Here is a 26,956-nt window from a genome sequence, read left to right as displayed (position 1 = left end):
GATAAAATTTTGTCTAATAGCCTTATTAATACAAATTATTTACAGATGTTTGACCTTTTATAGGGATTGTAATTGAAATATAACGCTTACGTGTTGCTGATTGTTTTATCACTCTTTTATACCTATCCAGTGTTTTCGGCTCAATATGATAACAACAGACCATTGTTGATATCGATGAGTAACGATTCTTACCCATTTCAATTTGTTGATGAAAGCGGTGTTGCAAGCGGTTTACTGGTAGATTACTGGTTGCTTTGGGCGAAGACAAACCAACGTAATATTGAATTTAAACCTGCAAATTGGCAGCAGTCTTTGAAAGATGTCGAAAATGGTTTAACCGATATCCACATGGGGATGGCTAATACCTTATCTCGGCGTAACGCTTTTGATTTTGCACAATCGATTAGTAAAGTCCAAAGCTACCTCTACATAAATAAAACCCTTGCTAACGCAAAAGAGCTCTCACAGATGAGCCCATATAGAATCGGGGTTGTTAAGGGTGCTGCACATATCGAATTATTGCAGCAGAAACTAACGAATGTGTCATTTGCTTATTATGACACTCGCAAGCAACTTATTGACGCGGTAAAAGCCAACGAAATTTATGTTTTTGTTGGACTAGAGGGCTATCTACAAGAGAGCAAAGTTAGCCAAGAGATGCTGATGTCATTCCCGTTTAAGAGTCGAATAAAGCTTGATGAGTTATCTTTCTACCCTGTGGTTAAAAAGGGGAACGCCTCTATATTGCACCCTATCATGCAGGGGTTTAACCAAATAGAACAAGCGGAGCTTAATGGGATTAAGCGAAAGTGGTTGGGGATCCAACGTGGTCAAAATGAAGTGATCATCGCTATGCAAACTGGTGTTGAGCCTTATGCTGATCTGGGCCCTAATGGCTTACCACATGGACTGCTGGTTGATATTTGGAAGCTGTGGTCGGATAAAACGGGCTTGCCAGTAAGGTTTATCGCTGGTGATATGAAGCAAGCAATAGATAATGTCAAAAAGGGCACCGCGGATGTACAACTTGGCTACCCAGAAAGCGAATCGATGAAATCAGGCCTTAATCGGGCACATCTTATTTATCAAGTTAGCAGTCGATTATTCACCTATAAAAAACAGTATAAGACAATGGCTGAGATGAAAGGCAAGGTATTTGCTGTTGCTCCAACCTCGCCCTATTTAAGCGAGTTGATAGAAGCGCTACCTGATTCGGATTTTCGCTATCTTTCAAATGTAGAAGATATGATTCAAGCAACCGAGTCTGGTGAAATTGACGGTTTTGTCGCTGCATCTGCTTGGACCCAACATTACTTGTTGTTGAAACAGCGCTGGGAGGATTTTTACCCATTTCCAATACTGCATTTTAAAACGGACTTGTATGCCCTAAATAGAGGCAACGACCTTGGATTCTCTGAACGCATCGCGACAGGTTTTAACTCGATGACATCAGCAGAGTTAGCTGCAATCGAAGCCAAGTGGATTTTGAACCCACAAGATCGGATCTATTCAGCGACCAAAGAGCTATTACTATTAAACGCTAAGCAACGTGCCATGATAAAAAGCCTAGGGAAGCTAAAAGTTGGCTTTGTTAATAACTGGGCGCCTATGGAGTATAAAAATACACAGGGCCAATACGCAGGAATTAACAGTGAAATCTTTAGCATCATTGGCAGCGAACTGGGGTTAAAATTCGAATACATTGAATTTAGTGATTGGCAAGCATTGCTAGATGCTTTGCTAAAGGGCGATATTGATATGTCTGGTAGTATTGCTGCAACCACAGAACGTGAAACAGATTTGGTTTTTTCACTTCCGTATTGGCCCTCTCCTTGGGGCGTTGTGACTTCGCTAGACAGCGTAAATATATTTAGCTTATCAGAACTTAAAGGGTTACGACTCGCCGTTGTGGAAGGCTATCACATCGTTGCAGATCTTATGCGGGAGTACCCGACTTTAAAGTTGGTGCTGGTTCCCAATAGTCACGCCGGACTTAATTCTGTCGAAGAGGGCAAAGCGGATGTCTTTATCGATAAAGTAATGAATTTAAGCTCTGGCCTTAAAAAAGGTCATTTTTCTAACTTAAAAATGTCTATGTTAGTCGACTTTGCTGAGCAGCGTAGCCATATTGGCATTAACAACAATAAGCAATCTCTATTACCCTATATAAATGGCGTAATTTCTACAATTGATCGGGAACAGCAACAAGAGATCCACCATAAATGGGTCTCGCAAACCATTGAATTTGGCCGTGAAGATTTCGAGAATAGGTTACGAGTTAGTATTCTGGTATTTTGTGCCTTAGCTATCTTTGTCGTGATGGCGTTATTAGCAAATAGACGTCTAAGAAAAGAGGTCGCCTTAAGGATTGAAGCTGAAAATAAAATGGCACAGTTTGCCAAGCACGACAGTTTAACCAAGCTTCCTAATCGTTCTATGATTGAGGAAAGATTAGAGCAAGCGATATTAATTCATAGTCGTGAAATGTCACAGTTTGCGGTTATTTTTATTGATCTCGATGGTTTTAAAGCCATTAATGATGCATATGGCCACCATGTGGGTGATGATTATCTTGTTGCTGTAAGTGCAGCATTGGCCGCTTCGGTCAGGCGCTCTGATACTGTAGGTCGATTAGGTGGTGATGAATTTATTGTTATTCTTAATCAGGTCGAGTCGATGGCTGCGGTTAACAATGTCGCTGAGTTATTACTGCAATGCTTAGCTAAATCGTTCATCATCGATGAGTTAAGCTTGTCTGCCTCCGCGAGTATGGGGATTGCAATATACCCTGCAGATGGCGACAGTGTCGATACATTGCTCAAAACCGCTGATTCCCATATGTACCGTGCTAAAAATGGCGGCGGGAAATCATCGAGAAATTCGCAGCAACAGTAACGTCGGGTTAAATCTATTCATTTTTATTTAAAATTGACTGATACTTAACCGACTAGTCGATAAGTTATTTCGGAAACGGCAATATACCTCTATAATGCCGCTTTTGTCTTGTTTTGAACCAGAACTACAAACATCGTTTGTGGAATAAAGGAAAGATCTAAATGCGCAGTCATTATTGTGGAGACGTTAATAAGTCTCACGTTGGTCAAGAAGTAACCCTAGTGGGTTGGGTTAATCGTAGCCGAGATTTAGGCGGCGTGGTTTTTCTCGATATGCGTGATAGAGAAGGAATTGTTCAAGTTGTCTATGATCCAGACCTTCCTGAAGTGTTTGAAGTCGCAAGCAGCTTGCGTAGTGAGTTCTGTGTTCAAATTAAAGGCCTTGTAAGAGCAAGACCAGACAGCCAAGTCAACGCTGATATGCGAACGGGTGAAATTGAAATTCTTGGTCTTGAACTGACAATATTAAATAGTTCTGCACCGCTTCCAATCAATATGGACAAGAACCAGCACAACACTGAAGAGCAGCGTCTGAAGTATCGCTATTTAGATCTGCGTCGTCCAGAAATGGCTGACCGTATTGTTTTCCGTTCAAAAGTGACCAGTGCTGTAAGACGTTTTCTTGATGGCAACGGCTTCCTAGACATCGAAACGCCTATTTTGACCAAAGCCACACCTGAAGGTGCCCGCGATTACTTAGTGCCAAGCCGTACTTATAAAGGTCAGTTTTTTGCGCTACCTCAGTCTCCACAGCTATTTAAGCAGCTGTTGATGATGTCTGGTTTTGACCGTTACTACCAAATTGTAAAGTGTTTCCGTGACGAAGATTTACGCGCTGATCGTCAGCCAGAATTTACTCAAATAGATATCGAAACCTCTTTCATGACCTCTGAGCAGGTTATGGCTAAGACAGAAGAGATGACTCGTGGTCTATTTAAAGAGTTACTCAATGTTGATCTGGGTGAGTTCCCAAGAATGACCTTTGCTGAAGCGATGCGTCGTTTTGGTTCGGACAAGCCAGATCTACGTAACCCGCTTGAGCTGATTGACATTGCTGATTTGGTCAAAGAGGTCGAGTTTGCCGTATTTAATGGTCCTGCAAACGACCCTGAAGGGCGCGTAGCAGTATTAAGCATTCCTGGTGGCGCTAAGCTATCGCGTAAGCAACTTGATGAATACGCCAAGTACGTGACCATTTATGGTGCTAAAGGCTTAGCATGGATGAAAGTTAATGATCTTGATAAAGGCATGGAAGGGATCCAATCTCCAGTGCTTAAGTTCTTAACTGAAGACGTGGTTAAAGCGTTACTTGAACGTACTGGTGCACAAACTGGCGATGTCATTCTATTTGGTGCCGATAAAGCCAACGTTGTTGCTGAAGCTATGGGGGCATTACGTCTTAAAGCGGGTGAAGATTTTGACCTGCTTAAAGGTGACTGGAAGCCACTTTGGGTTGTTGACTTCCCAATGTTCGAGCGTACCTCTGATGGTGGTTTGCACGCAATGCACCATCCATTTACAGCACCAAGTAATATGACTCCAGCAGAACTAGAAGCTAACCCAACAGCAGCTATTTCAGATGCCTACGATATGGTATTAAATGGTTGTGAGCTGGGTGGTGGTTCAGTGCGTATCCATAATAGCGAAATGCAGTCTGCAGTATTTAGAATTCTTGGGATTAATGACGAAGAAGCCAATGAAAAGTTTGGTTTCCTACTCGAAGCGCTACGTTACGGCACGCCACCTCATGCAGGACTCGCATTTGGTTTAGACCGTATTATCATGTTGATGACGGGCGCAAGTTCAATTCGTGATGTGATGGCTTTCCCTAAAACAACGACGGCGGCCTGTCCGCTTACAAATGCACCAGGCTTTGCCAATCCAGTGCAGTTAGTTGAACTTGGGGTCAGTGTTATAGAGCCTGAAGTGAAAGACGGCGAATAACAACAAGTAATAAGAGCCGAGTTAAGACTCGGCTTTTTTTTCGGATAATTTTGGCAAACTACAAAATAGCAAAGTGGTTTACTTAAGCATCGAATGTAGGAGATAAACATGGCTGGTCATAGTAAGTGGGATAATATTAAGCACCGCAAAGCCGCGCAAGATGCAAAGCGAGGTAAGCTTTTTACAAAGTTTATTCGTGAGCTTACTGTAGCCGCTCGAGAAGGTGGTTCAGATCCTGACTCAAACCCAAGACTCCGTGCTGCTATAGATAAATCTCTATCAAACAATATGACCCGTGACACAGTAGAGCGTGCGATTAAACGTGGTGCGGGAGAACTCGATGGTCAAGTATTAGAGACTATTATCTATGAAGGTTACGGCCCTGGTGGCACAGCTGTTTTAGTTGAAACCATGACCGATAATAAAAACCGCACAGTGTCTGGCGTAAGAAATGCGTTTAGCAAATCAGGCGGCAATCTAGGTACTGACGGCTCCGTTGCTTACCTTTTTGATAAAAAAGGCATTATTTCTTATCAAAACGTAGATGAAGATACGGTGATGGACGCGGCGTTAGAGGCAGGCGCGGATGATGTTGTTGCTCATGAAGATAACGCTATTGATGTGTTTACCACTCCAGAAGACTTTGGCGCAGTCAAAGATGCATTAGATGCAGCAGGACTTGAAGCTGTTAATGCTGAAGTGACAATGTTACCGTCAACTAAAGCTGAATTAGATGCCAGTACAGCCCCTAAGTTTTTGCGATTAATCGATAACCTTGAAGATCACGATGACGTGCAAGAAGTTTATCATAATGCTGATATTTCAGATGAAGTGATGGCAGGCTTGGAATAGATCTTATGGCCATTATTTTGGGCGTCGATCCAGGCTCGAGGATCACCGGCTATGGAGTCATCAACTGTGTTGGCAGGCAACAGGTTTATGTCGGTAGCGGTTGTATAAGAACCAGTTCTGATGAATTACCACTTAGATTAAAGCAAATTTTTGACGGTCTATCTGAAATTATCAGGCAGTATCAACCTGATGAATTTGCCATTGAGCGAGTTTTCATGGCTAAAAATGCTGATTCAGCATTGAAACTGGGCCAAGCTCGCGGGGCTGCTATTGTCGCAGCAACTGCCGCCAATTTGCCGGTTGCAGAATATAGTGCTACACAAATAAAAAGTGCAGTAGTTGGGACAGGGCGGGCACAAAAGAGTCAAGTGCAGCATATGATCCAGCAACTGTTAAAGCTACCCAGTGCTCCGCAGGCAGATGCCGCCGACGCATTAGGGGTCGCTGTGTGCCATTACCATACAAATCAAAGCTTAGCGGCCATGGGCGGTAGAGCCAACTCTAGAACATACGGAAGATATAAATGATTGGTCGGATACGAGGTTTACTTGTTGAAAAGCAAGCACCTGAAGTGCTTATTGATGTTGCAGGTGTTGGCTACGAAATCCAAATGCCATTAACTAGCTTTTATGAGTTACCTGAAATCGGCTTTGAGGCTGTAGTTTTTACCCATTTTGTTGTTCGAGAAGACGCACAGCTTTTATACGGCTTTATCTCAAAGCAAGAGCGTGCACTGTTTCGTTTATTGATTAAAACCAATGGCGTTGGGCCCAAGTTAGCGTTAACAATACTGTCTGGTATGACAGCAGGGGAATTTGTCGCTTGTGTAGAGAGAGACGATATTGCCACTTTGGTTAAACTTCCTGGTGTCGGTAAGAAAACCGCCGAGCGTTTACTGGTAGAAATGCGCGATAAACTCAAAAGTTTGATGGAAGCATCGGTTGGCTCTGAGCGAGAGTTTATGTTGCAGTCCAACTATACTGCTCCCGTTGTTGCCAATACAGCCGAAGAAGATGCCATTGCTGCTTTATTGTCGCTTGGTTATAAACCTGCGCAGGCCAGTAAAGCCGTATCTGCTGTTTATATCGATGGAATTGATTCTGAATCGCTGATTAAATCAGCACTTAAGTCGATGCTTTAAGGATAACCAATGATTGAAGCTGACAGACTAATACAACCACAAGTCATCGAACCTGATGAAGTTGTCGACAGAGCGATGCGTCCAAAATTGTTGGATGAGTATACGGGTCAAGATGACACTCGAGCGCAATTAAAAATATTTATTGAAGCGGCGCAAAAACGCGGTGAAGCGCTAGATCATATGCTTATTTATGGTCCTCCAGGTCTGGGGAAAACAACACTGGCAATGATTGTTGCTAATGAGATGGGGGTTAATATCAAGTCTACCTCTGGGCCTGTTTTAGAAAAAGCGGGTGATTTGGCTGCGTTATTAACCAATCTTGAAGAAAATGATGTGTTGTTTATCGATGAAATCCACCGTTTAAGCCCAGTCGTTGAAGAGATCCTCTATCCAGCAATGGAAGATTATCAACTTGATATCATGATCGGTGAAGGACCTGCTGCTCGCTCAATTAAGTTAGACTTACCGCCATTTACTCTGGTTGGTGCCACAACCCGTGCCGGTTCATTAACTTCACCACTGCGAGCACGTTTTGGTATCCCACTGCGGTTAGAGTTCTATAACGTTAAAGACCTATCGACGATTGTTATTCGCTCGGCAAAGGTGATGGATTTAGCGATAGACCAAGAGGGCGCAGTAGAGATAGCTCGACGCTCCCGCGGGACACCACGGATCGCCAACCGCTTATTGCGCAGAGTACGAGATTTTGCTGAAGTTAAACATAGTGGTGCAGTGACTAAAGTCGTGGCTGAATTGGCTTTGGATATGTTAGATGTCGATGCCGAAGGGTTTGACTATATGGATCGCAAATTGCTGTTAGCCATTATTGATAAGTTTATGGGTGGGCCTGTAGGCCTAGATAACTTAGCAGCTGCTATTGGCGAAGAGCGTGAAACCATTGAGGATGTATTAGAGCCTTTTTTAATTCAACAAGGCTTTGTGCAGCGGACACCGCGCGGTCGCATCGCGACCCAACGTGCATACAATCACTTTAATCTTATTCAGCCTGAAGCCAAGTAAGCCCATGTTTCATTAGAGGAGCAATCGTTTTACTGTTGCTCCTCAATCCTCAAAATATATTGTGGGTTTTTATCACCCGCAGTGGCATTTTTCCCCGCTACGACTTTTGCTCCAATCGCTATAATCTCGCCATCTGCGCCTGGATTATCTAGGCCGACAGTTGGAAAACTCTTATAAGTTTTGTTCTTGTATCTTACTCGCAGTGTTTTTAAGTTCACTTTACTTTCATTAGCCAATTGAAAGAACTCAATAGTAATAGGGAGGTTAGAGTCTGAACTGACTAAGTATCTGCCTTCATAGTAATCATTGTCGAGCAGTGTGGCGTTTGTCGCATTACCAAGGTTCCCTTTCCAATTGACGAGTACAATTGTCGACTGACTCTGGTTTTTGACGGTGGAAGGGTATTTTATTGGCTGTAACTCAGTAATCGTAATCGCAGCTTCACTGGTTGCGGAGACGGCTGCTATCAGCAGCAAGTGTATGTTTAACAGGACTATCATTCTTTTGAGGCTCAACATTATATTCCCCCTTTTTTAGAGTTAGGTTAACCTGAACAGTTTTCAACAACAATAGAATTATCTACAGGGGCTAAGTTTGTAGTAGTTAAGCATTATAAGTCGTTACGTTTAGTCGTTGTTTCAGTGAAAAATCACGTTTTATTAGACTAAAGGCTTAGTGCTATTGGTTATTAGATATTTCTTAAGGTTATTACTAATAAACAGAACGTTAAATCCTCTGTAGTGTTAAATGTTTTTGAGGTTGGTGGTTTAGGTGTATTCAACTGCTAGTGGTGCGTAGTGCGGTGTTTAATATCTGAAAGCGCTTCCGCTAAACCGTAGTTTATTTAAGGGTAATAAACACCAACGAATTAATTTCAATACCACCGAAACCTTTAAGGTTTAAAAAATGTTGCTAAATGTAACGAAGTTGTTATCTTTCGTTTTCGAGCTAATTAAAGTGCTGCTAAACAAGTGCTTAGGCTCTACCTAAAATTAATGATAATTTCTTGCGCTACAATGGGAACAACATAATGAATAAAAAAATACTCCTTTCATCTTTGATCGCATCATCTCTTTTACTATCAACACAAGCCAATGCTGCTGACGCTACAGGTACTGCAACATTTAATTTGCTTCAACCAATCACAGTAACAAAAACTGCCGATCTTGAGTTAGGCGATATAGATATTACTGTTGATGGTACTTGTTCGTTTAGTGCTGCAGGGGTTGCTGGCGGTGATATCTGTGTTGCAGGTGGTGCCACACAAGCTGTCGGAAGTTTTGATATTACGGGTTCTGACGGTGATGTGAATGTTACTATTGCTGCAACTAACGATGTTGCAGGAGTGACACTTACACCTGAGTTGTCTTCAAACATTGTAACTCTATCTGGAAATGCTGGAACTGTTGACGTTGGTGGCTCTCTAGCTATTGTTGCAGCTAGCGCAGTAGCTGGTTCGGAATCTATAAGCTACACAGTCTCTGTTAATTACTAATATAAGTTTAATTAGCATATTAATGTCTCATACAAGAAAGAAACTAGGTAATGACCCTGTTTTCTTTCTTTATGAAATAAAAAACCATTTATTTTCAGACTAATATGCTAAAATTTATTTGCTCGAAGTAAGCTAAACCAAGAACAATAATGAGGTAAAACCTCGCAATTAGCTGGGCGTATTATGAACAAAGTATATCTAGGCTGCATTGTGGCATTGCTGTCATTTCAAGTTTCAGCCAACCTATTAGTTAATCCAACCCGAGTAGAGCTCGATAACCAAAAGAATCGTAGTGCGGTGTTTTCTCTTATCAATCGTAGCGAACAACCGTCACGGTATAATATCTACTTCGAAGATAAGCAGATGTTAGACTCTGGGGAGTTCGTCACCTTAGAAAAAGATGTTAATAAATTCTCTTTATCAAAATTCGTGCGTTACTCACCTCGTCGGGTCAATATTGAGCCTGAGCAAGCTGTTAAAGTGCGCTTAGCGGCAAGGGTACCTAAATCAATCAAAACTGGCGAGTATCGCAGCTATATGGTTTTTCATCAGATCCCACTGGCACCAGTAAAAAGTGAGTCCAATAAAGTACAATCCGATGTCCTCAGTTTGAGAATTTCAGCATTTTTAAAAATCTCTGTGCCTGTAATATTAAGAGTCGGAGAATTAGATAGTGAACTGACAATTGCTGATAGCGTCATCGATGCTGGTCGTCATACTGTCCAGGTGACGCTACAAAGAAATGGTGAGAGAAGTACTTATGGCGATTTAGAAGTTTTTGATATCGCAACTAACCAGTTAGTTGGCGTATCTAAGAATATAGCTATTTATACAGAACTAACTGAACGCACCTTTTCAATTCCGCTCGTTCAGAGCGTTGCCGCAGACGCGCAGTTACAGGTTCGCTATACAGAAAATAACAAGCTTAATAAACCAAAGACTGTCACGGTGAACCTAGCGCTATAATCTTTGTGGATCAGCTTCTTCATGTATTACAATTTATTCGCTGGCTGACATTAGCAGCGATTTTGGCTACAACGCTCGCTTATCCAACGCCCTCAAATGTCGGCGAAAAGGCCAGCATAGAAAAACGTTCTTTAGCTTCTTTACCATTGGCTAATTCGCAAATAGAGGATGTAGCTTTTATTCCCCCTAAAGTGGATAAAGAAGCCCCGAGTGAGGTGACAGTAAATAAGCAAAACCCCTTAAAAGAACTAAATCTTGTTAGCGCCTCATCCGTAATTCCTAGAGTAAACGTTAATCGTTTAGATAAAGCCTTTTATACTGAAGAACACAATAAAACTTCCGAGCCAATGATTTCAGTAAGCACCGCTAGTCGATCTCCAAAACTAAAGCTTACTCCTATACCTGCAACAGTCGAGAGTAACGATATCGGTGTGGCGCAGACTAATACAGCGATGATTGTACAACCTATTAAAGTGGCTGCTGAGGTGGGAGTCGACGATAAAGTATGCAATAGGAATATCGCAAGGCCATATAGAATACAAGGTGTGAATGAAGAGCTTTTTTTGATTAACCAATTATCCTATGCAGATATGTTGCTAAGCGATGAGATGTTTGTTTACCATCAAGAAGGGGAATATTACCTACCGCTGGAGTTCTTGTCTGAGCTTTTGCTGCTACCAATACAAGTAGATATTGATAATAAAAGTGCACAAGGCTGGTTTATTGAGCAAAAAAGAAAAATTAATATTAGCCAGTTACTTATGCAGTACTGGGTAAACAACTCTGATTGCGGCAGTGATAGCATTAAATTATTTCATGATGACTGGGATATTTATATCGACGTAAAAGTGTTAGTGCAGATGTTTGGTCTAAATATTGTTTTTGACTCTGCTAGACAAAGATTTTCTATTGCAAAGTCAGACAATATCCCTTTGAGCCAATTACTAGAGCGTCAAAAACGTTTTGAAAAATTTACTAAAAACAAAGCGCTCATAGGCTCTGAAGAATTTAAAGAGATCAATTCAGAATATGCACATGTTGGAGATTTAGCGATCAGTGCAGACTTAGGAGTCAGGAGCCAGTCACTTATAGGTCAATCTGATACGGCTATAGATGGTTATATCCAAGCAAAAATGGATCTTTTGAGCCACGATAGCTATTTCTCTTACTCATCATCTACAGAATATGGAGAAACGATAACAGGTTATCTCAACAAAGAGCTTAGTGAAAGTTGGGTAAATGGTTATCGTATAGGTAGTATTTCTTCCCACAGTCTAGCTTTGGTATCGGATGCAAATACTGGGGTGGGTGCATACTTTAATGCTGGAGCTCAGTTCACCAACGACATAAGACATATTGTCGTTGAAGGTGAAACAGAACCAGGCTGGGATGTAGAACTTTATAGAAACAATGGACTAATTGATGTTCAAAGAGTTCAAGCTGATGGAGTTTATCGTTTCTTCAAGGTTCCTTATTACATAGGGTTAAATCAATATCAACTAAGGTTTTATGGCCCGAATGGAGAGTTAAAAACAGAGTCTTTCAGTAAACTATTAGATAACTCTGTAATGGAACAGGGGAGCATTGGTGTCAGCGCGGGTGCGATGAAACGAGAACAAGATGATCTAAAGCAATATTACACTGATTTCAAATGGGCTATGTTGGATAACCTAACCGCGGGTATTTCCCTTATTCAACAACAAGACAGTGACAAACAATGGCAATTCTTGCCTACTCTGTCGGTTAATATTGTTGGTGAATCAGAGCTGCTGCAACTCAATTATGTCCATACTGACGGCGGGCATGCAGCTAGCGTCGCGGTGCAAGGACGTTTAAAGGAGGTTGACTGGCAAGCTGAGTGGCAGAATTATAATCGCTTTAGCTCTTGGGATAATGTCGATGGACGTGTTGCTCAAGATGCAAATGTGCAACTTAGTGGTTTTTTTAAAAGTTCAGGGGTCAATTGGGGGCTTGGTGGGGATTGGCTAGTTTATCAAAGTGGTGTAGAAAACACACAAGTGAACTTTAATCTTTCAGGGCAACTTTCGCTTATCAATTTAAGTAATGAGCTGAGATGGTCCTCGTTAATCGAAACCCAAAAGTGGGTGGACAGAATTGCAGTTTCAGGTAGATTGGGCGATTGGTCAATGAGAAGCTATGTAGAGCTTGAATTAGCACCAGCCTTAGAGTTTAAGCAATGGGTGACTAATATCAACTCTGCCATTAGTGATGCAGCGAATTATCAGCTGGAATTACGTTATCAGCCGAGTACTGAAGGAGACTTTAGTACTAGAAACTCATTATCTTACCTATTCGATTTTGGCACATTGAGGTTAGCTGTCGACAACTATGCGACTGGCGATTGGCTAGCACAATTAAGATGGAACAGTTCATTGTTATGGGAAACGACAGATAACCGCTGGTTGATCGATCGAAACAGCTTTATCAATACTGGCAGCGTTAAAATCATCGCGTTTCAAGATGACAATGCTAATGGCTTATTTGATGCCAACGAAGCACCTCTCTCTGGGCTACAGTTTTCCGGTCATAACAGTCCCAATAGCATGACTGACAATAATGGTGAATTACTCATTACCCAACTTCAAACGAGTCGTGGCCATAAGCTAGCACTTAATGAACGTAGCTTGCCTGACCCATTTTTAGTACCCGTTGCTAGTATTATTAAAGTAAATGCCCATCCAGGTTTTATCCAGCCTATTGCTTTTCCTGTGATGTTTACCGCTGAAGTTGAAGGCTACATTTACCAAGTGAGCGATGAAAATCAACAAGCTGCAAAAGGGGTAAAAGTTTGGCTTAAATCCACAGTCAGTGAAAAGGAATATTTTTCTCGTGTGGAGTACGATGGTGTGTTTATTTTCGAACAAATAGTACCCGGAGAGTACGAGCTGTGGGTAAAGGATCGTCTTATCCAATCTGTTTCACTTAAACCCGGTGATTTCCAACAGCTAGAGGAGATAGTGTTCTAGTACGCAATTGTGTGTTGTGTTGTGTTGTTCGCGCTCAGTAATGACTGCACCTATAATAGTGTCAAACCCTTTTATTCAATTACTAGCAAGTATGCTCTCATTCATAGTCTTAGCATCTGTTATGGGCCAAGCTCAGTTTAATCTTGTTCTACCTGTAAGCATTACTCAGGTAAGTGAAATTGAGCTAGGCGATATTTACAATGCCAAAAACAATACTTGTACGTTAACCATTAATAGCCGTACAGGTAATGCTTGTGCCATATCTGATTCCGCCCTTGGGGAAATTCAGCTGCTGGGAAATGAAGAACAGTCCGTATTGGTTAAGGTGTCTGGTAGCAATAGTAGTCTGGTTGAGTTTACACCTCTATTACCCAACGGCACGCAGCAACAGTTATTCTCGCTTTCAACCAATGCAGCCATCTATATAGGTGGTGAGATAACAGTTATCTCAGATGAAAATGTAGGTAAGGGCAATATTAGTTATACGATCGAAGTCAATTATCAATAAAAACACAGTAATTTTCTAAGCCTCTCAACATAATCATTGATTGGCCATTTTGCACTGAAATTTTGTTTTATGCGGATAAAGTGACTATTTATATATGTAGCATTTACAGGGTTGTTCGACAACAGTTGTTAGCGCGTTGCTAACGCTTTACTCGCGAGTGTCACACTATTGCTACAAGTTATCTTTTGCTGAAGTCTTCATTTCTGAACAAATTCTTTATGGCTAGTCTATTTAGTATCAAAAAAATAGGAGCTAGCTCTAAATATTCGCTATTCATCCAGCTCTCTTACTAAAAAAATACCACTTAAAGTGTGATCGGTGTCACACTTTGCTTTTTTGGTGTGGTTGCGTACTTGTTAACTCAACTGCGGTTTATTCATCTGTTAATTCTCCATATGAAGGTTTTTTGTGTTGCTCTGGTCTGTTTTTGTATTTGCTTTAAACGTAGCGCAATAACTACGGTTACCTTTTTTGTCATTGTCATTAACATTGTAAAGCGAATAGTTAACGATTTGGTGGATTGACGCTTTAAACGTGAAATTGCAGTATCCCTAGCAACGTCAGTGATAACAAATGACGTGCATATAAAAATAATTAAGTTAGGGAGTACGACATAAATGAACAGACCATCTAAATTGGCCTCAGCAATTAAGTTTGGATTGATTGCATCAGTCTCAACATCTGCTATTACAGTATCAACAGCAGCATACGCAGAAGAGGAAGCTAAAGTAGAGCGCATCGCTGTTACCGGCTCCCGCATTCAACGTCAAGATATGGAAACAGCTTCTCCAGTAACCGTGATTGATGCTGCAACGATTAAAGCAGAAGGTTTCACCTCTGTAGACCAAATGCTACAGGCGCAAACATCAATGGCTGGCGCAGCAGTTGGTTCAAGTACCAATAACGGCGCTGACGGTGTTGCTCAGGTCGACCTACGTGGTATGGGTTCACAGCGTACATTAGTTCTGCTTAACGGCCGTCGTATGGTTAACTCAGGTTCTGGCGCAGACAGCGCTGTGGATCTTAACTCTATCCCAGTAGCAATGATTGCTCGCGTTGAAATCCTAAAAGACGGCGCGTCAGCTGTTTATGGTTCAGACGCTATTGCTGGTGTTGTTAACATCATTACTAAGAAAGATTTTGAAGGCTTCCAGATTGACGTAACGGGTGGCATGACTGATAAGAGCGACGGTGAAAACGGCGAAGTCAGTGCACTATATGGATTCAATACCGATACGGGTAACTACACATTTGGTGCCGCATACTCAGAGCGTCGTGGTGTGATTCAATCAGACCGTGACTGGACAGATCCAGGCGCAAGCTCATTTATTCCAAACGGCTCTTTAGGTGGAATGGTTAAAGATGATAGTGGCAACTGGGTCGATCGTGAAGAAAGCTACGATTACACCCAAGATAGTTTCTATCAAACACCAAGTAAGCGTTACAGCTTATTTGCTAACATGACTCAAGAGTTGGGTGATGACTTAGTACTAACAGGTGACATTCTTTATACCAAACGTAAGTCGAACCAACAGTTAGCTCCTCAACCTGCAAACTTAGATCTCGCTGTTTGTGAAGCCGGTGATGATCCTGCAACGTGTCTAGAACTTGATGATGACATGATTGCAGCGGGTATTAAGCCAGACGATAAAGGCAATGTTAACTACAGAAAACGTATGAATGATGTAGGTCCGCGTATCTACAGCCAAGATACAGATACTCTTCGCGTATCTGCAGGCTTAGCGGGTTCAATCGATGTTAATACTGGCATGGATTGGGATTTATCTTACACCTACGGTAAGAACAAAGCTAAAACGAAAGTAGAAAACTCAATCAACGCGACTTTGATGACTGAAGCTATCTACGCAGATCAAGATCCATGGTTGACTGGTCAACCAATGACAGATCAAGACTTGCTAGACAGTGTTGCATACACAGAAGAAGCTGACGGCGGTAACGAGCAGCATGTATTCTCAGCTGGTATCAGCGGTGAGCTATTTGACCTTGATGCTGGTGCAGTCGCATTTGCAATGGGTGCAGAGTACCGTTATGAAAGTGGTTACTACAATCCAGACCCAATTGTTGTTGCGGGTGAAAGTACTGCTGCACAGCAAGACCCAACAGACGGTAACTACAACGTTATTTCAGTATTCCAAGAAGTTAGCGTACCATTTACTGATAAATTAACGGGTGAATTCGCTCTACGTTTCGATGATTACTCTACATTTGGTAATGCATCAACTTGGAAGATTGGTCTAACATACGAAGCAACAGATGACCTAATGATCCGTACTGTAGCGGCAACTGGTTTCCGTGCGCCAAGTGTAAGCGAGTTATACGGCGGAAACTCAGGTTCTTATGATTATCTAACGGATCCTTGGGCAACTGAAGAAAACCCTCAGCAAGATGCTCAGATATTAGTTATTCGTGAATCTGATGAAGATCTTCAGCCTGAGGAGTCTGAGTCTTACACTGCTGGTTTAGTTTACTCGCCTAGCTATGTTGATGGTATGTCGCTAACAGTCGATTACTGGCGCTTTAAGGTTAAAAATGCAATTGCGCGTATGGACACCCAAAATGGTCTAAAAAACTGTAAGGCTGGAGATCAAGCGGCTTGTGATATGTTTAATATTACAATGGATGGTGATTTGACTAAGCTCACTAACACATTGACTAACGTGGGTTACCAAGACACCAGTGGTATTGACTTTAACTTAGCTTATAGCTTTGAAGCGTTAAACTTAGATTGGACCGTAGCTAACGATACAACCTACTTACTCAACTTTGAGCAAGATGGCGTTGATTACACTAACACTATCGATGGTAACTTCGGTGCTTACGCGGAATTCCGTAACAACTTTAGCATTAAAGCCGGTCAAGACGATTGGAGCGTTATGTACTTCAACCGTTACATTGGTGAAATGGATGACCTAGGTGCAGGCACTAAAGTTGACTCAGTGCTATACCACAATGTTTCTGCTAGCTACTACATCAACGATACTTGGATGTTGAGTGCTGGTGTTAAGAACTTGACTGACGAAGAGCCTTCAACCGTTTCTAATGGTAGTGATGGCGGTACAGTTCCAGAAGTCTATGACACCATTGGTCGTCAGTACTTTGCTGGTGTAACTGTTAAGTTCTAATCTTTAAGTCTAGAAATGAAAAAGCGCCGTAAGGCGCTTTTTTTATGTCTTTAATTTTTGTACTTCATTGATGGATTTTTGGCGATGCTTTCTAAGCAGGTTAACTCAGAACGTTAAGAACTCATCCAAGACCTTTTTGTGACGAGCTCATTTGGATTAACTCAATTTTGTAGCCATCAGGATCTTCAACAAATGCTATTTCAGTTGTGCCACCTGCGACCGGACCTGCTGGGCGAATCACCTTACCACCGGCATTCGCAATGGCATCACAACGCGCATAAATGTCTTCTTCACCAATGGCAATATGACCAAAAGCGTTACCCATATCATAGGATTCAGTACCCCAGTTATAGGTGAGCTCTATTACTGCGCTACCTGTTGATTCTTCGTCGTATCCTACGAATGCAAGCGTATATTTATACTCACTGTTTTCGCTTTTACGCAGTAGTTTCATGCCCATTACTTGAGTATAAAATGTGATACTGCGCTCTAAATTACCTACGCGTAGCATGGTATGTAATAACTGTGCCATTTGAACCTCTTAATTTGTTGGTTTTTCTCTTTGATTTATAGCAGAAGTATATCGAATTTAATCCACTTGGGAACTATTTGTGCTTACCTTGCATAATCGTCAGAAAAAGTCTGTATGCAGATCACAAAACCTTGATTATTGCCTGAGAAAGTCTCAATTTTCTTATAGTATTAACTCACTACATTAAGGAGTTGTCGATGCAAACTGAACTAAAAATGTCGCTAGGTCTTAGCGCTATAATTGCAGTGTTTCTGTCTATTTTCTTTATCTGCATGTTTTAGAAAAAAGCCGCGTTAGCGGCTTTTTTATTGACTGTGTTAGCCTGTTAACGGGTATTGAAGGCTATTCTTCTGGATACACCTTGTCCTTAAATTCACACAAATCTTCAATAATACAACTTCCGCAGCGTGGCTTTCTCGCAATACAGGTATAACGACCGTGTAGAATTAACCAATGATGCACATCGACTTTAAACTCTGCAGGAACCACCTTTAGAAGTTTCTTTTCGACTTCTACAACATTCTTGCCCATTGCGAACTTCGTTCGGTTAGAAACTCTATCTATGTGTGTATCTACGGCTATTGTAGGCCAACCGAATGCGGTGTTAAGCACAACATTAGCCGTTTTCCTGCCTACGCCTGGCAGCGCCTCTAGGGCTTCTCTGTTTTCTGGTACTTCCCCGTCATATTTTTCAACTAGTATTTCACAGGCCTTGACGACATTAATTGCTTTATTGTTATAGAGTCCAATGGTTTTAATATAACCTTTAAGACCTTCAACGCCGAGCGCTGCGATAGACTGTGCAGTGTTGGCCACGGGGAACAGTTTGTCTGTGGCTTTATTGACACTGACATCGGTTGCTTGCGCCGAAAGCGTGACTGCAACTAGCAATTCAAAAGGGCTAGAGAAGTTAAGCTCAGTTTCTGGCTTTGGATTATTATCTCGTAAACGCTCTAAAATAAGGCGGCGCTTTTCTGTGTTCATATGCCACTATCCATCTGTTGTTATTATTTAAGGATGTAACTCTTAATCATCTATTTGTTGTGTACTAATTTACTTTAGTTATTCTGACTCGAGCCGGCGCTTCCTGTTCAACTTTAGGCTGTCTAGCTTCAATATAGTTATCAATAACATTCTTAAGCGCAATAAGCAGCCCCATACCGATAAAAGCACCAGGTGGAAGCATGGCCAGTAGGAAAGTGGTATCGACCTGCCAAATTTGAATCGTTAGCCCTTTAGCCCACTCACCTAACAACTGGTCAGCACCATAAAATAGCGTACCTTGACCTAAGATCTCCCGGCTTGCTCCCAGTACACAAAGTACAAGCGTAAAGCCTAAACCCATCATTAGCCCATCAAATGTTGATTTAGCAACGCTATTGCGAGAGGCGAATGCTTCAGCTCTGCCAATGATGACGCAGTTGGTCACAATAAGTGGTAAAAAGATCCCCAGAGATAGATAAAGCCCGTAAGCATAGGCATTGATAAAGAGCTGCACACTCGTCACTAGCGCCGCGATAATCATCACAAATACTGGAATTCGGATCTCTTTCGGAACATAGTCCCTCACAAGGGAAACCAGAATATTTGAGCCGACTAACACTAACATAGTCGCTAAACCCAAACCGAGTGCATTGGTTAACGTGGCAGTCACCGCAAGCAGGGGACACAAGCCTAGTAACTGCACCAGTCCTGGATTATTTTTCCACAGCCCTTGCCATGCTAGTTCTTTGTAATCACTCATAATCTACCTCACAACTCGCAGGTGCGCTCAGTAACTCTTGTTTGTGTTCATTAAAATACAGTGTTGCTAGCTTCACTGCTTTAACGTAGGCGCGCGGGGTGATAGTGGCACCAGTAAACTGATCTATCTGGCCACCATCTTTTTTGACATGCCAACGTTTATCTTTTTCAGAGGACACGCTAAGGCCATTAAACTTGGTTACCCAATCAGACTTGCGAAGTTCAATTTTATCGCCCAGTCCTGGTGTTTCCTGGTGAGATAAGGTTCTGACGCCAAGTACTTCGCCAGCCTTATTTAAACCAATGATTATTTTAATATTGCCGTTATATCCGTCGGGGGCTACGGTTTCAATAGCTATGGCAACACCGTCGCCATTTTGCGTAGCGATATAGGCTGGCAAAGGTTTATCTGTACCTAAATAATCACTATTTTGAATCGTGATACAGTGCTGTGTGAGCTCATTATCATGGACCTCATCAGGAATAATCTGATGCAGCACTCGCGAAAGCTCAATCTGCTCTTGTTGCTTTATTTTTGCAAAGGTAAGCTGGTTTACCCCCGCTACAAGTCCTGTACAAAGCAAGGCAAATAACCCTAGCAATAAGCCATTTTTCAACATTGATTTTTTCAAAATTTTATCTTTAACCTAATCGTCGATAACGTCTATTCTTAGTCACTGTATTTGACAACTACAATCGCAATTTCTCTATTGTTAACTGCCAGCCCGGTGACCATAACTTCTTGGCTTAATATAATAGTCGATAAATGGTGCGCATAAATTGGCTAGCAAAATGGCGAATGCAAAGGCATCGGGATAGCCACCATAAGTGCGGATGACATAAACCAATATGCCAATCAAAGCACCGAACAATAGTCGCCCACGGACACTGGTTGCAGCTGTAACTGGGTCGGTAGCAATAAAAAATACCGCTAGCATCGTTGCACCAGAAAACAGTTGGAATAACGGGCCTATGTGAGTATCTGGGCTTAAAAGATAACCAAAGCTGCTGCAAACGAAAAGTGATACGAGTATACCGACACTGATCTGCCAACGGATCACCTTTAATTTAAGCATGGCTAAACCACCGACTAAATACGCGACATTGACCCAGAACCAGCCAATACCGAAACCGTCCGAAAAAATGGATTTTGATAGGCTTTCTGTAATAGTGAGTCCAAGTGATAGATCCGTTTTAACCGTATCCAGTGGTGTCGCCATTGCGATGCCGTCAATGCCGTACTTGTAGATAGAGAGTTGTTCGGGCGTTAATGCACCAAAAATAGCGCTAAGTGTGAGCCCAAAATCCATTGGTGTTTGTGCTAGTGATAAAGGCACAGACCAACTAGTCATTTGAACAGGAAAGGAGATAAGCAACATTACATACGCCGCCATCGCGGGATTGAAGATGTTTTGCCCAAGTCCACCATAGAGATGTTTAACGATTACAATGGCAAAAATAGTACCAACCACCACTACCCACCAAGGGGCAATCGAGGGGATTGAAACACCAATCAGCAACGCAGTAAGCACTGCACTGTTGTCACTTAATGTTGGCATTATTGGACGTTTACGCAGTTTTAGCACCGCAGCTTCACTTAGAAGTGCAATGGTTATTGCCAGCATGACTTGTACTAATACGCCCCAGCCGAAAAAGTAAAACTGGGCTGCAATACCAGGTAATGCACATAAAATCACTCTGCGCATGACGCTCTGGGTTTGCAGTTGCACTTTTAAGTGTGGCGATGACGCTAACTTAAATGCCATGAATTATTCCTTCTCTTCCAGTTTAGCTTTTGCTTTTTTTGCCTTCGCTTTTGCAACCGCGGCGGCGATACGAGCTTTCTTCATCTCTTCTGGAGACTGAGGAACGTCAGTTTGTGAGCTCAGCTGCTGGCTTTCACCTGTATCGACTTGAGTTGATTCAGCACTGCCTGTCGAGTTTGCCTTTTTGGCTTTAGCTTTGGCAACCGCTGCGGCGATACGGGCCTTCTTTATCTCGTTTGCAGATTGAGCAAAGTCAGTTTGTGACTTCAGCTGCTGGCTTTCACCTGTATCGACTTGAGTTGATTCTGTACTGCCTGCTGTGTTTGCCTTTTTGACTTTAGCTTTGGCAATCGCTGCGGCGATACGAGTTTTCTTTATCTCTTCTGCAGACTGAGTAACGTCAGTTTTTGAGTTCAGCTGCTGGCTTTCACCTGTATCGACTTGAGTTGATTCAGCACTGCCTGTTGTGTTTGCCTTTTTGGCTTTAGCTTTGGCAACCGCTGCGGCGATACGGGCTTTCTTTATCTCTTCTGCAGACTGAGCAACGTCAGTTTGTGAGTTCAGCTGCTGGCTTTCACCTGTATCGACTTGAGTTGGTTCAGTACTGCCTGCTGTGTTTGCCTTTTTAGCCTTAGCTTTGGCAACCGCTGCGGCGATACGAGCTTTCTTAATATCTTCTGCAGACTGAGTCGCATCCGTTTGTGAACTCAATTGGCTAGATATTTCTACATCTACATCTACATCTACTGTATTCGTGCGTTGTTCGTGGACGGTATTACCGGCCTGAACTTGCTTCTTAGCCTTGGCGCGTGCGATAGCTGCGGCTACTTTAGCTTTTTTATCATCGAGCGCTACAGGATTGCTTTGTTCATTGCTAAGCTCTGTGCCGGCTGGACTGGTCTGCTGTGCTTTCTTAGCTTTAGCTCTTGCGATCGCAGCATTTATTTTAGCTTTCTTATCATCAACAATATCATTTGCTTCAGCCGTTGCTGCGCTTGCGTCAGGCGATAACGACTTTTTAGCTTTGGCGCGTGCAATGGCTGCAGCGACTTGCGCTTTCTTATCTTGAACTGTGTCAGTTGGAGTATTGTCTGCTGAAGCATCAGCGGCCTTCTTGGCCTTAATTCGTGCCATCGCGTCAGCGACTGCATTTTTATCGGTGCCGCTCATATTGCTCTTACGGCGTTCGGCGGCTTCTTTAGCCTTATTTTCGCGGGCGAGTTTTTCGTCTTCCAAGCGCTGTTGTCTTGCATCAAAGCGTTGTTTAGCAAAGTCTGCTTGTTTCTTTTCTTCTGACTGTGTCCGAAGCGCTGATTTTGCGACTCGATAATACTCAACCAATGGAATGTCACTAGGGCAAACATAGCTACAACAACCACACTCAATACAATCACTGAGGTTGAAGCTGGCCGCTTTATCATATTCTTGTGCTTGAGCATGCCAAAACAGCTGTTGTGGTAGCAGTAAGGCAGGGCAGGCCACAGCGCACTCACCACAGCGGATGCATGGCATTTCTGGTTGCTCAGGAGCTATCTCTTCACTACTTGGCAATAAAATACAGTTAGTGCCTTTAAGCACTGGTGCTGCAACATCAGGTAATGAATGTCCCATCATTGGGCCACCTATAATAACTTTATCCTGTTCAAGCTTGCCTTTAAAGCCTTTGGTCTGAAGTATATGGTCGATGGGTGTGCCGATCCGAATCCAATAGTTACCTGGGCTTTCACTATTTTGCCCTGTAACCGTGACAACTCTTGAAATTAGTGGCTGGCCGTTAATCACCGCATCCTGGATTGCGTAAGCCGTTGCCACATTTTGAACCAGCATACCTAGTTGTGCCGGAATTGCGCCTGATGGCACCTCTTGGCCAGTCAGGATCTGGATTAATTGCTTTTCTCCACCTGAAGGGTATTTAGTTGGTACGCTAGTTATTCGAGCTTTATCGCTAGACAGTTCACTTCGATTTAATGAATGCTGCATCGCTTCTATTGCTTCAGGCTTGTTATCTTCTATGGCGATAATAATTCGCTTTGGTGTCAATAGACGTTCAATAATCGCGATGCCTGAAATGATTTCATCGCTGTGCTCTTGCATCAGTCTATCGTCAGAGGTGATATAAGGCTCACACTCAATGCCATTGATGATCACAAGCTCAATATCGCTAGCGGGTCGCAGTTTTATATGAGTGGGGAACGCTGCTCCACCAAGACCTGCAATGCCTGCGTCTTGTATCTTTTCTAAAATCTGTTGATTATCTAACGCTGCAACCTCACTAATGTCGGTTTCAACGGCTTCATCCTTGCCATCGGCAATTAAAATACAACTTAACACTGGTAAACCGGACGCATGGTTACTAGGCATCGGCTTTATCGCAGTGATAGTCCCGGATGTAGGCGCGTGTACAGGACAATGAGCAAAGCTTGTCCCTTCTGTAAGCGCTTGCCCCTTAAGTACTTGATCGCCAGCATGAATGGTAAGCAGAGCACTGTCGCCCACTTGCGGGATCGGTACAATAAATTGCTTGGCCAAAGGCAACGTTTCAATTGCGGTTTTATTGGATAAGGTTTTTAACTCTGGCGGGTGAATACCACCATGGGAGCGCCAAATGGTTCCTTTATCAATTTGTTCTAATAAAGTTAGCACTGAGGTTCCTCTTGCACTTGTTTCACTGGTATTGCATTTAACTGCCAATCCCACGTTTTAGTTGTTTGTTCTATCGGTAGCATGTCAATACAATCTACAGGGCAGGGAGCGACGCATAGATCGCATCCTGTGCAATAATCGGTGATTACTGTATGCATCAGCTTACCTGAGCCTAATATGGCATCTACCGGGCATGCCTGAATACATTTAGTACAGCCAATACACTCATCTTCCCGTATAAACGCGACCTTCTTTTCTTGTACTTCTTCTGTTGCTGTTAAAGGTTGGGGATCGACACCGAGCAGATCGGCAATTTTTTCCATGGTAGCGGTGCCACCAGGCGGACATTTATTGATTTGATCGCCGTTGGCAATAGCTTCAGCATAAGGTTTACAACCTGGGTAACCACATTGTCCACACTGGGTTTGAGGTAATAAGGCTTCAACTTGATCGACTAACGGATTACCTTCTACTTTAAATTTTTCTGCGGCAAATCCAAGCAAGACACCAAAGACAAGGGCGAGTATCGTGAGGACAACAATTGCAATAACAATACCTGACATGTTTATTTAACCAATCCTGTAAAGCCCATAAATGCGAGAGACATAAGACCTGCGGTAACCATGGCGATAGCACCGCCTTTAAATGGAGCTGGAACATCTGCAGCAGCAAGCCGTTCACGCATGGCGGAAAACAGGATAAGCACTAAAGAAAACCCTACTGCCGCGCCAAAGCCAAAAATTGCCGACTCTAAAAAGTTATGGTCTTCATTAATATTAAGTAGTGCCACACCTAGTACTGCACAGTTTGTTGTAATCAGTGGCAGATAAATTCCTAATGCGCGATGTAAAGATGCGCTGGTTTTCTGTACTAACATCTCAGTAAATTGAACGACGACAGCAATGACTAGAATAAAGCTCATTGTTCTGAGGTAGCCGAGATCAAACGGCAGCAGAAGGTACTGGTTTACAAGGTAGCTGAGAATAGAAGCCAAGGTCAGCACGAAAGTGGTCGCCATTGACATACCAATAGCCGACTCAAGTTTGCTTGATACTCCCATAAAGGGACATAGACCTAGGAATTTAACTAGTACAAAGTTATTGACCAGCACGGTGCCAACCAATAACAGGAGATATTCACTCATCTCAATTCATTATTTAGACAATATTACCGCTATTATCGGCTTTTCCGGCCCTATAAACAACACAAAGAAAGCAGGGACAAATGAATTTGGTTTCTAGTGAGTGAATTTAGAGCACCAATTGTGGTTTTTCACTGTTACTTACTGTTAGTAAAGGGGTTGGTTTGGCGATGTAGTAGCCTTGAAGGCCATCCATTAACAAATGCTCCATCGCTAATTTCTCTTCTTGGTTTTCTACCCCAGTGGCAATCACACGGATAGTGAGCTTTCTTGCTATATCAATAATCATTTTGACGAAGAATTGATTGTGAGAGTCAGAATTTATTCCTTGGGTATAGCTGCCGTCCAATTTAATAAAGTCTGGTCGTACATCTTTGAAAAACTTAAAAGAGGTGAAGCCTAGGCCAAATCGTTCAATAGATACACGTGCACCTACACTGTGGGCTTCATTGATAAAGTGGTAAGTTGCGGACAAGTTCGTCTGCATCCCTGACTCATTGACTTCAAAAACTAATCTTGCTGCTAAGTGACGTTGACGACCCAACACATTTTTAAGCCACGCAACAAAATTTTCTTGGTTTGCTGACGATGCTGATATATTTATACCAAATAAACCAGACATTGATGGTGTTTCATTGAGCATGCTTAAGGTCTTTAGAATGACGAGTTTGTCGAGCTCCTCGCTCATTCCATGGCGTTCAGCCATCGCTATTACGGTTGCCGTTGGAAGAAACTTCCCTTGGTCATTATAAAATCGAGATAGCAGTTCTCGGTATGATTCGACATCGTTTCTGCAGGGGCGGATAGGCTGGGCATAGAATTTTATCGCTTTACGTTTAACAATATCATCTATCGCGACTTTCCAGCGGCTATCACCAAATAACTCATCGCCAGTCAGTTTCTGTAATACATGTACACTGTTAGGTCCTAATGTTTGAGCAATACTCACGGCGGTATCAGCAAGGGTCATCAAAGATACCGGGTCACTATCCTGTAAGTAGGGGCACAAACCTATATAGGCAACTGAATCAGTACCTAAACTTTGCTGATAATCATCGAATGCATTCTTTACCTGCTCAATTATACTGGTGCCATCTTTAAGCGTGACATCCGGCAGTATGAGTGCAAAATCCGCTGTTGAGATCCGGTAACAATAAGCATTCGGAGATTTAACTAACGATTTTCTAATGTGATTTGCAATTCTGGTTAAGTAATCGTCACCAGCCTCACGACCATGTAATTGGTTTATGGCGCCAAGCTCTGTGGCTTTTACCATGGCAAGTACACCGAATTGTTGGCTATTAGGGGAGCAGATATCATTGAGTTTTTCAGTGAATTTAGCTCGGGTGCCGAAACCAGTAATAGGATCTTGAAATGCTGCTCTTGATAGTTTTTCATTGGACTCATTGAGCTTATCAATTTCGGCTTTTAAATTATGCTGACATGACTCAATCGCTGCAGCTAAAGGCTTGAATTCGCCTTTTAACTTAGATTTTTGTATCGAGTGAAAAGTAAAACTAGGCAGTTCTTCTATGAGTTTTGCGCCATATTGAATTTTCTTTGTTTGGCGGGAAGTGAGTAGTAGTGTAAATAAACTGATAAACAGAAATGTGCCCCAAATGAGCATCAGTTGCAGTTTAAACTGTTCAACGATTTCTAAAAAAGTGTTTCCAATGGAGAGTTTTACTTGTAAGCGTCCATTTGTTAAAGATTGGGTATAGGGGATATCGACGTCAAAGAAGTTACTTGTTATATCGTTATTTTTAAAAAGTAATTGACCTTTAGTGTAACTATTATCGCTATCATTGCTGTCTATATATTGAAAAAATTGAAAAGAGAACTGCTGGTCTAAATCCTGATATAAATCCTTACCATCGCCCTGCCAAATGCTCTTTGCTGCAATGCTGGCGGTGTATTGTGCGAGTACTTCTTCGCTGTGTTTGTCTATGTCGGCTCGATTGATTGAGTATGTGATAAACGTAAGCACGCAGAAAATGGATACTAAAAACAGCTGATAATATCGGAAACTAGTCATATTGAGTCCATTCGCATTTATAGAAGACGGTGATACTGCTAAAAGATGTATCAAAGGCCATTATAAACATGTTTTAAATTTATTATCAGTCGCTTTACTTGAGGAATTTTAATTGGAGATAATCTTTGCTGAAATGCTGAAATGCT

The 26,956-nt window shown here is 42.3% G+C and carries 21 protein-coding genes; 11 read left to right on the top strand and 10 right to left on the bottom strand.

Annotated elements, in window-relative coordinates; translation table 11 throughout:
* Positions 1-72 precede the first annotated feature (72 nt).
* From AB4135_RS11660 to ruvB, 6 genes are all read left to right on the top strand, one after another.
* Complete coding sequence (locus AB4135_RS11660) at positions 73-2,895, top strand: transporter substrate-binding domain-containing protein (protein ID WP_371993015.1); 2,823 nt, start codon at positions 73-75, stop codon at positions 2,893-2,895.
* Between the two features lie 161 nt (positions 2,896-3,056).
* Positions 3,057-4,838: an aspartate--tRNA ligase gene (gene aspS / locus AB4135_RS11655; protein ID WP_371993013.1), complete on the top strand. Its 1,782-nt coding sequence runs from the start codon at positions 3,057-3,059 to the stop codon at positions 4,836-4,838.
* Between the two features lie 108 nt (positions 4,839-4,946).
* Positions 4,947-5,690, top strand: coding sequence for a YebC/PmpR family DNA-binding transcriptional regulator (locus tag AB4135_RS11650; RefSeq protein WP_371993011.1), 744 nt, complete (start codon positions 4,947-4,949; stop codon positions 5,688-5,690).
* A gap of 5 nt (positions 5,691-5,695) precedes the next feature.
* On the top strand, positions 5,696-6,217 hold the full coding sequence (gene ruvC, locus AB4135_RS11645; protein ID WP_020912458.1) for a crossover junction endodeoxyribonuclease RuvC: 522 nt from the start codon (positions 5,696-5,698) through the stop codon (positions 6,215-6,217).
* Positions 6,214-6,831: a Holliday junction branch migration protein RuvA gene (gene ruvA / locus AB4135_RS11640; RefSeq protein WP_371993009.1), complete on the top strand. Its 618-nt coding sequence runs from the start codon at positions 6,214-6,216 to the stop codon at positions 6,829-6,831. The genes ruvC and ruvA overlap by 4 nt, the downstream gene beginning before the upstream one ends.
* 9 nt (positions 6,832-6,840) lie before the next feature.
* Positions 6,841-7,851: a Holliday junction branch migration DNA helicase RuvB gene (gene ruvB / locus AB4135_RS11635; RefSeq protein WP_371993007.1), complete on the top strand. Its 1,011-nt coding sequence runs from the start codon at positions 6,841-6,843 to the stop codon at positions 7,849-7,851.
* Positions 7,852-7,880: 29 nt separating this feature from the next.
* Here ruvB and AB4135_RS11630 read toward each other — a convergent pair whose 3' ends face one another.
* Entirely contained in the window at positions 7,881-8,369 is a 489-nt protein-coding gene (locus tag AB4135_RS11630) for a hypothetical protein (protein WP_371993005.1), read from the bottom strand.
* 512 nt (positions 8,370-8,881) lie between these two features.
* On the opposite strand from AB4135_RS11630, the gene AB4135_RS11625 reads away from it, so the two are divergent.
* The 5 genes from AB4135_RS11625 (at position 8,882) to AB4135_RS11605 (ending at position 16,950) form a co-directional block, all read left to right on the top strand.
* Positions 8,882-9,346: a DUF4402 domain-containing protein gene (locus AB4135_RS11625; protein WP_371993003.1), complete on the top strand. Its 465-nt coding sequence runs from the start codon at positions 8,882-8,884 to the stop codon at positions 9,344-9,346.
* A 183-nt stretch (positions 9,347-9,529) separates the two neighbouring features.
* On the top strand, positions 9,530-10,312 hold the full coding sequence (locus AB4135_RS11620) for a hypothetical protein (protein WP_371993001.1): 783 nt from the start codon (positions 9,530-9,532) through the stop codon (positions 10,310-10,312).
* Between the two features lie 5 nt (positions 10,313-10,317).
* Positions 10,318-13,299 carry a carboxypeptidase regulatory-like domain-containing protein gene (locus AB4135_RS11615; RefSeq protein ID WP_371992999.1) on the top strand — a complete coding sequence of 994 codons (2,982 nt, stop codon included), beginning with the start codon at positions 10,318-10,320 and terminating at the stop codon, positions 13,297-13,299.
* A 121-nt stretch (positions 13,300-13,420) separates the two neighbouring features.
* Positions 13,421-13,807: a hypothetical protein gene (locus AB4135_RS11610; protein ID WP_371992997.1), complete on the top strand. Its 387-nt coding sequence runs from the start codon at positions 13,421-13,423 to the stop codon at positions 13,805-13,807.
* Between the two features lie 617 nt (positions 13,808-14,424).
* Positions 14,425-16,950, top strand: a complete 2,526-nt coding sequence (locus AB4135_RS11605) for a TonB-dependent receptor (protein WP_371992995.1) — start codon at positions 14,425-14,427, stop codon at positions 16,948-16,950.
* Between the two features lie 121 nt (positions 16,951-17,071).
* On the opposite strand, the gene gloA is transcribed toward AB4135_RS11605, so the two are convergent.
* The 9 genes from gloA to AB4135_RS11560 all read right to left on the bottom strand — a co-directional run bounded on the left by gloA (position 17,072) and on the right by AB4135_RS11560 (position 26,810).
* On the bottom strand, positions 17,072-17,482 hold the full coding sequence (gene gloA / locus AB4135_RS11600; protein WP_371992993.1) for a lactoylglutathione lyase: 411 nt from the start codon (positions 17,480-17,482) through the stop codon (positions 17,072-17,074).
* Positions 17,483-17,824: 342 nt separating this feature from the next.
* Entirely contained in the window at positions 17,825-18,466 is a 642-nt protein-coding gene (gene nth / locus AB4135_RS11595; RefSeq protein WP_371992991.1) for an endonuclease III, read from the bottom strand.
* A 64-nt stretch (positions 18,467-18,530) separates the two neighbouring features.
* The gene (locus tag AB4135_RS11590) at positions 18,531-19,226 is read right to left on the bottom strand and encodes an electron transport complex subunit E (protein WP_371992989.1); all 696 of its coding nucleotides are present in this window, start codon (positions 19,224-19,226) and stop codon (positions 18,531-18,533) included.
* On the bottom strand, positions 19,219-19,845 hold the full coding sequence (gene rsxG, locus AB4135_RS11585; RefSeq protein WP_371993154.1) for an electron transport complex subunit RsxG: 627 nt from the start codon (positions 19,843-19,845) through the stop codon (positions 19,219-19,221). The genes AB4135_RS11590 and rsxG overlap by 8 nt, the downstream gene beginning before the upstream one ends.
* Before the next feature lie 93 nt (positions 19,846-19,938).
* Positions 19,939-20,991, bottom strand: coding sequence for an electron transport complex subunit RsxD (rsxD, locus tag AB4135_RS11580; protein WP_371992987.1), 1,053 nt, complete (start codon positions 20,989-20,991; stop codon positions 19,939-19,941).
* Between the two features lie 3 nt (positions 20,992-20,994).
* Positions 20,995-23,634: an electron transport complex subunit RsxC gene (gene rsxC, locus AB4135_RS11575; RefSeq protein WP_371992985.1), complete on the bottom strand. Its 2,640-nt coding sequence runs from the start codon at positions 23,632-23,634 to the stop codon at positions 20,995-20,997.
* Entirely contained in the window at positions 23,628-24,197 is a 570-nt protein-coding gene (gene rsxB, locus AB4135_RS11570; RefSeq protein WP_371992983.1) for an electron transport complex subunit RsxB, read from the bottom strand. Before rsxB ends, rsxC begins: the two co-directional genes overlap by 7 nt.
* Positions 24,198-24,199: 2 nt before the next feature.
* Positions 24,200-24,778 carry an electron transport complex subunit RsxA gene (gene rsxA, locus AB4135_RS11565; protein WP_371992981.1) on the bottom strand — a complete coding sequence of 193 codons (579 nt, stop codon included), beginning with the start codon at positions 24,776-24,778 and terminating at the stop codon, positions 24,200-24,202.
* Positions 24,779-24,884: 106 nt separating this feature from the next.
* A complete protein-coding gene (locus tag AB4135_RS11560; protein WP_371992979.1) occupies positions 24,885-26,810 on the bottom strand; it encodes an EAL domain-containing protein in 1,926 nt (641 codons plus the stop codon).
* Positions 26,811-26,956 lie beyond the last annotated feature (146 nt).

Origin of the sequence: Shewanella sp. 10N.286.54.B9 (assembly GCF_041468565.1) — a bacterium.
Classification (GTDB): domain Bacteria; phylum Pseudomonadota; class Gammaproteobacteria; order Enterobacterales; family Shewanellaceae; genus Shewanella.
The sequence above is the reverse complement of the archived record's forward strand: the minus strand, read 5'-3'. Positions and strand labels throughout refer to the sequence as shown.

Bases quoted from the DNA above. Each gene is read 5' to 3' on its own strand.
- rsxD (WP_371992987.1), bottom strand. From the start codon at position 20,991: ATGGCATTTAAGTTAGCGTCATCGCCACACTTAAAAGTGCAACTGCAA.
- AB4135_RS11625 (WP_371993003.1), top strand. From the start codon at position 8,882: ATGAATAAAAAAATACTCCTTTCATCTTTGATCGCATCATCTCTTTTA.
- rsxG (WP_371993154.1), bottom strand. From the start codon at position 19,845: ATGTTGAAAAATGGCTTATTGCTAGGGTTATTTGCCTTGCTTTGTACA.
- nth (WP_371992991.1), bottom strand. From the start codon at position 18,466: ATGAACACAGAAAAGCGCCGCCTTATTTTAGAGCGTTTACGAGATAAT.
- rsxA (WP_371992981.1), bottom strand. From the start codon at position 24,778: ATGAGTGAATATCTCCTGTTATTGGTTGGCACCGTGCTGGTCAATAAC.
- AB4135_RS11610 (WP_371992997.1), top strand. From the start codon at position 13,421: ATGGGCCAAGCTCAGTTTAATCTTGTTCTACCTGTAAGCATTACTCAG.
- AB4135_RS11560 (WP_371992979.1), bottom strand. From the start codon at position 26,810: ATGACTAGTTTCCGATATTATCAGCTGTTTTTAGTATCCATTTTCTGC.
- AB4135_RS11630 (WP_371993005.1), bottom strand. From the start codon at position 8,369: ATGTTGAGCCTCAAAAGAATGATAGTCCTGTTAAACATACACTTGCTG.
- gloA (WP_371992993.1), bottom strand. From the start codon at position 17,482: ATGGCACAGTTATTACATACCATGCTACGCGTAGGTAATTTAGAGCGC.
- ruvC (WP_020912458.1), top strand. From the start codon at position 5,696: ATGGCCATTATTTTGGGCGTCGATCCAGGCTCGAGGATCACCGGCTAT.
- aspS (WP_371993013.1), top strand. From the start codon at position 3,057: ATGCGCAGTCATTATTGTGGAGACGTTAATAAGTCTCACGTTGGTCAA.
- AB4135_RS11590 (WP_371992989.1), bottom strand. From the start codon at position 19,226: ATGAGTGATTACAAAGAACTAGCATGGCAAGGGCTGTGGAAAAATAAT.
- ruvA (WP_371993009.1), top strand. From the start codon at position 6,214: ATGATTGGTCGGATACGAGGTTTACTTGTTGAAAAGCAAGCACCTGAA.
- AB4135_RS11650 (WP_371993011.1), top strand. From the start codon at position 4,947: ATGGCTGGTCATAGTAAGTGGGATAATATTAAGCACCGCAAAGCCGCG.
- ruvB (WP_371993007.1), top strand. From the start codon at position 6,841: ATGATTGAAGCTGACAGACTAATACAACCACAAGTCATCGAACCTGAT.
- rsxB (WP_371992983.1), bottom strand. From the start codon at position 24,197: ATGTCAGGTATTGTTATTGCAATTGTTGTCCTCACGATACTCGCCCTT.
- AB4135_RS11605 (WP_371992995.1), top strand. From the start codon at position 14,425: ATGAACAGACCATCTAAATTGGCCTCAGCAATTAAGTTTGGATTGATT.
- AB4135_RS11620 (WP_371993001.1), top strand. From the start codon at position 9,530: ATGAACAAAGTATATCTAGGCTGCATTGTGGCATTGCTGTCATTTCAA.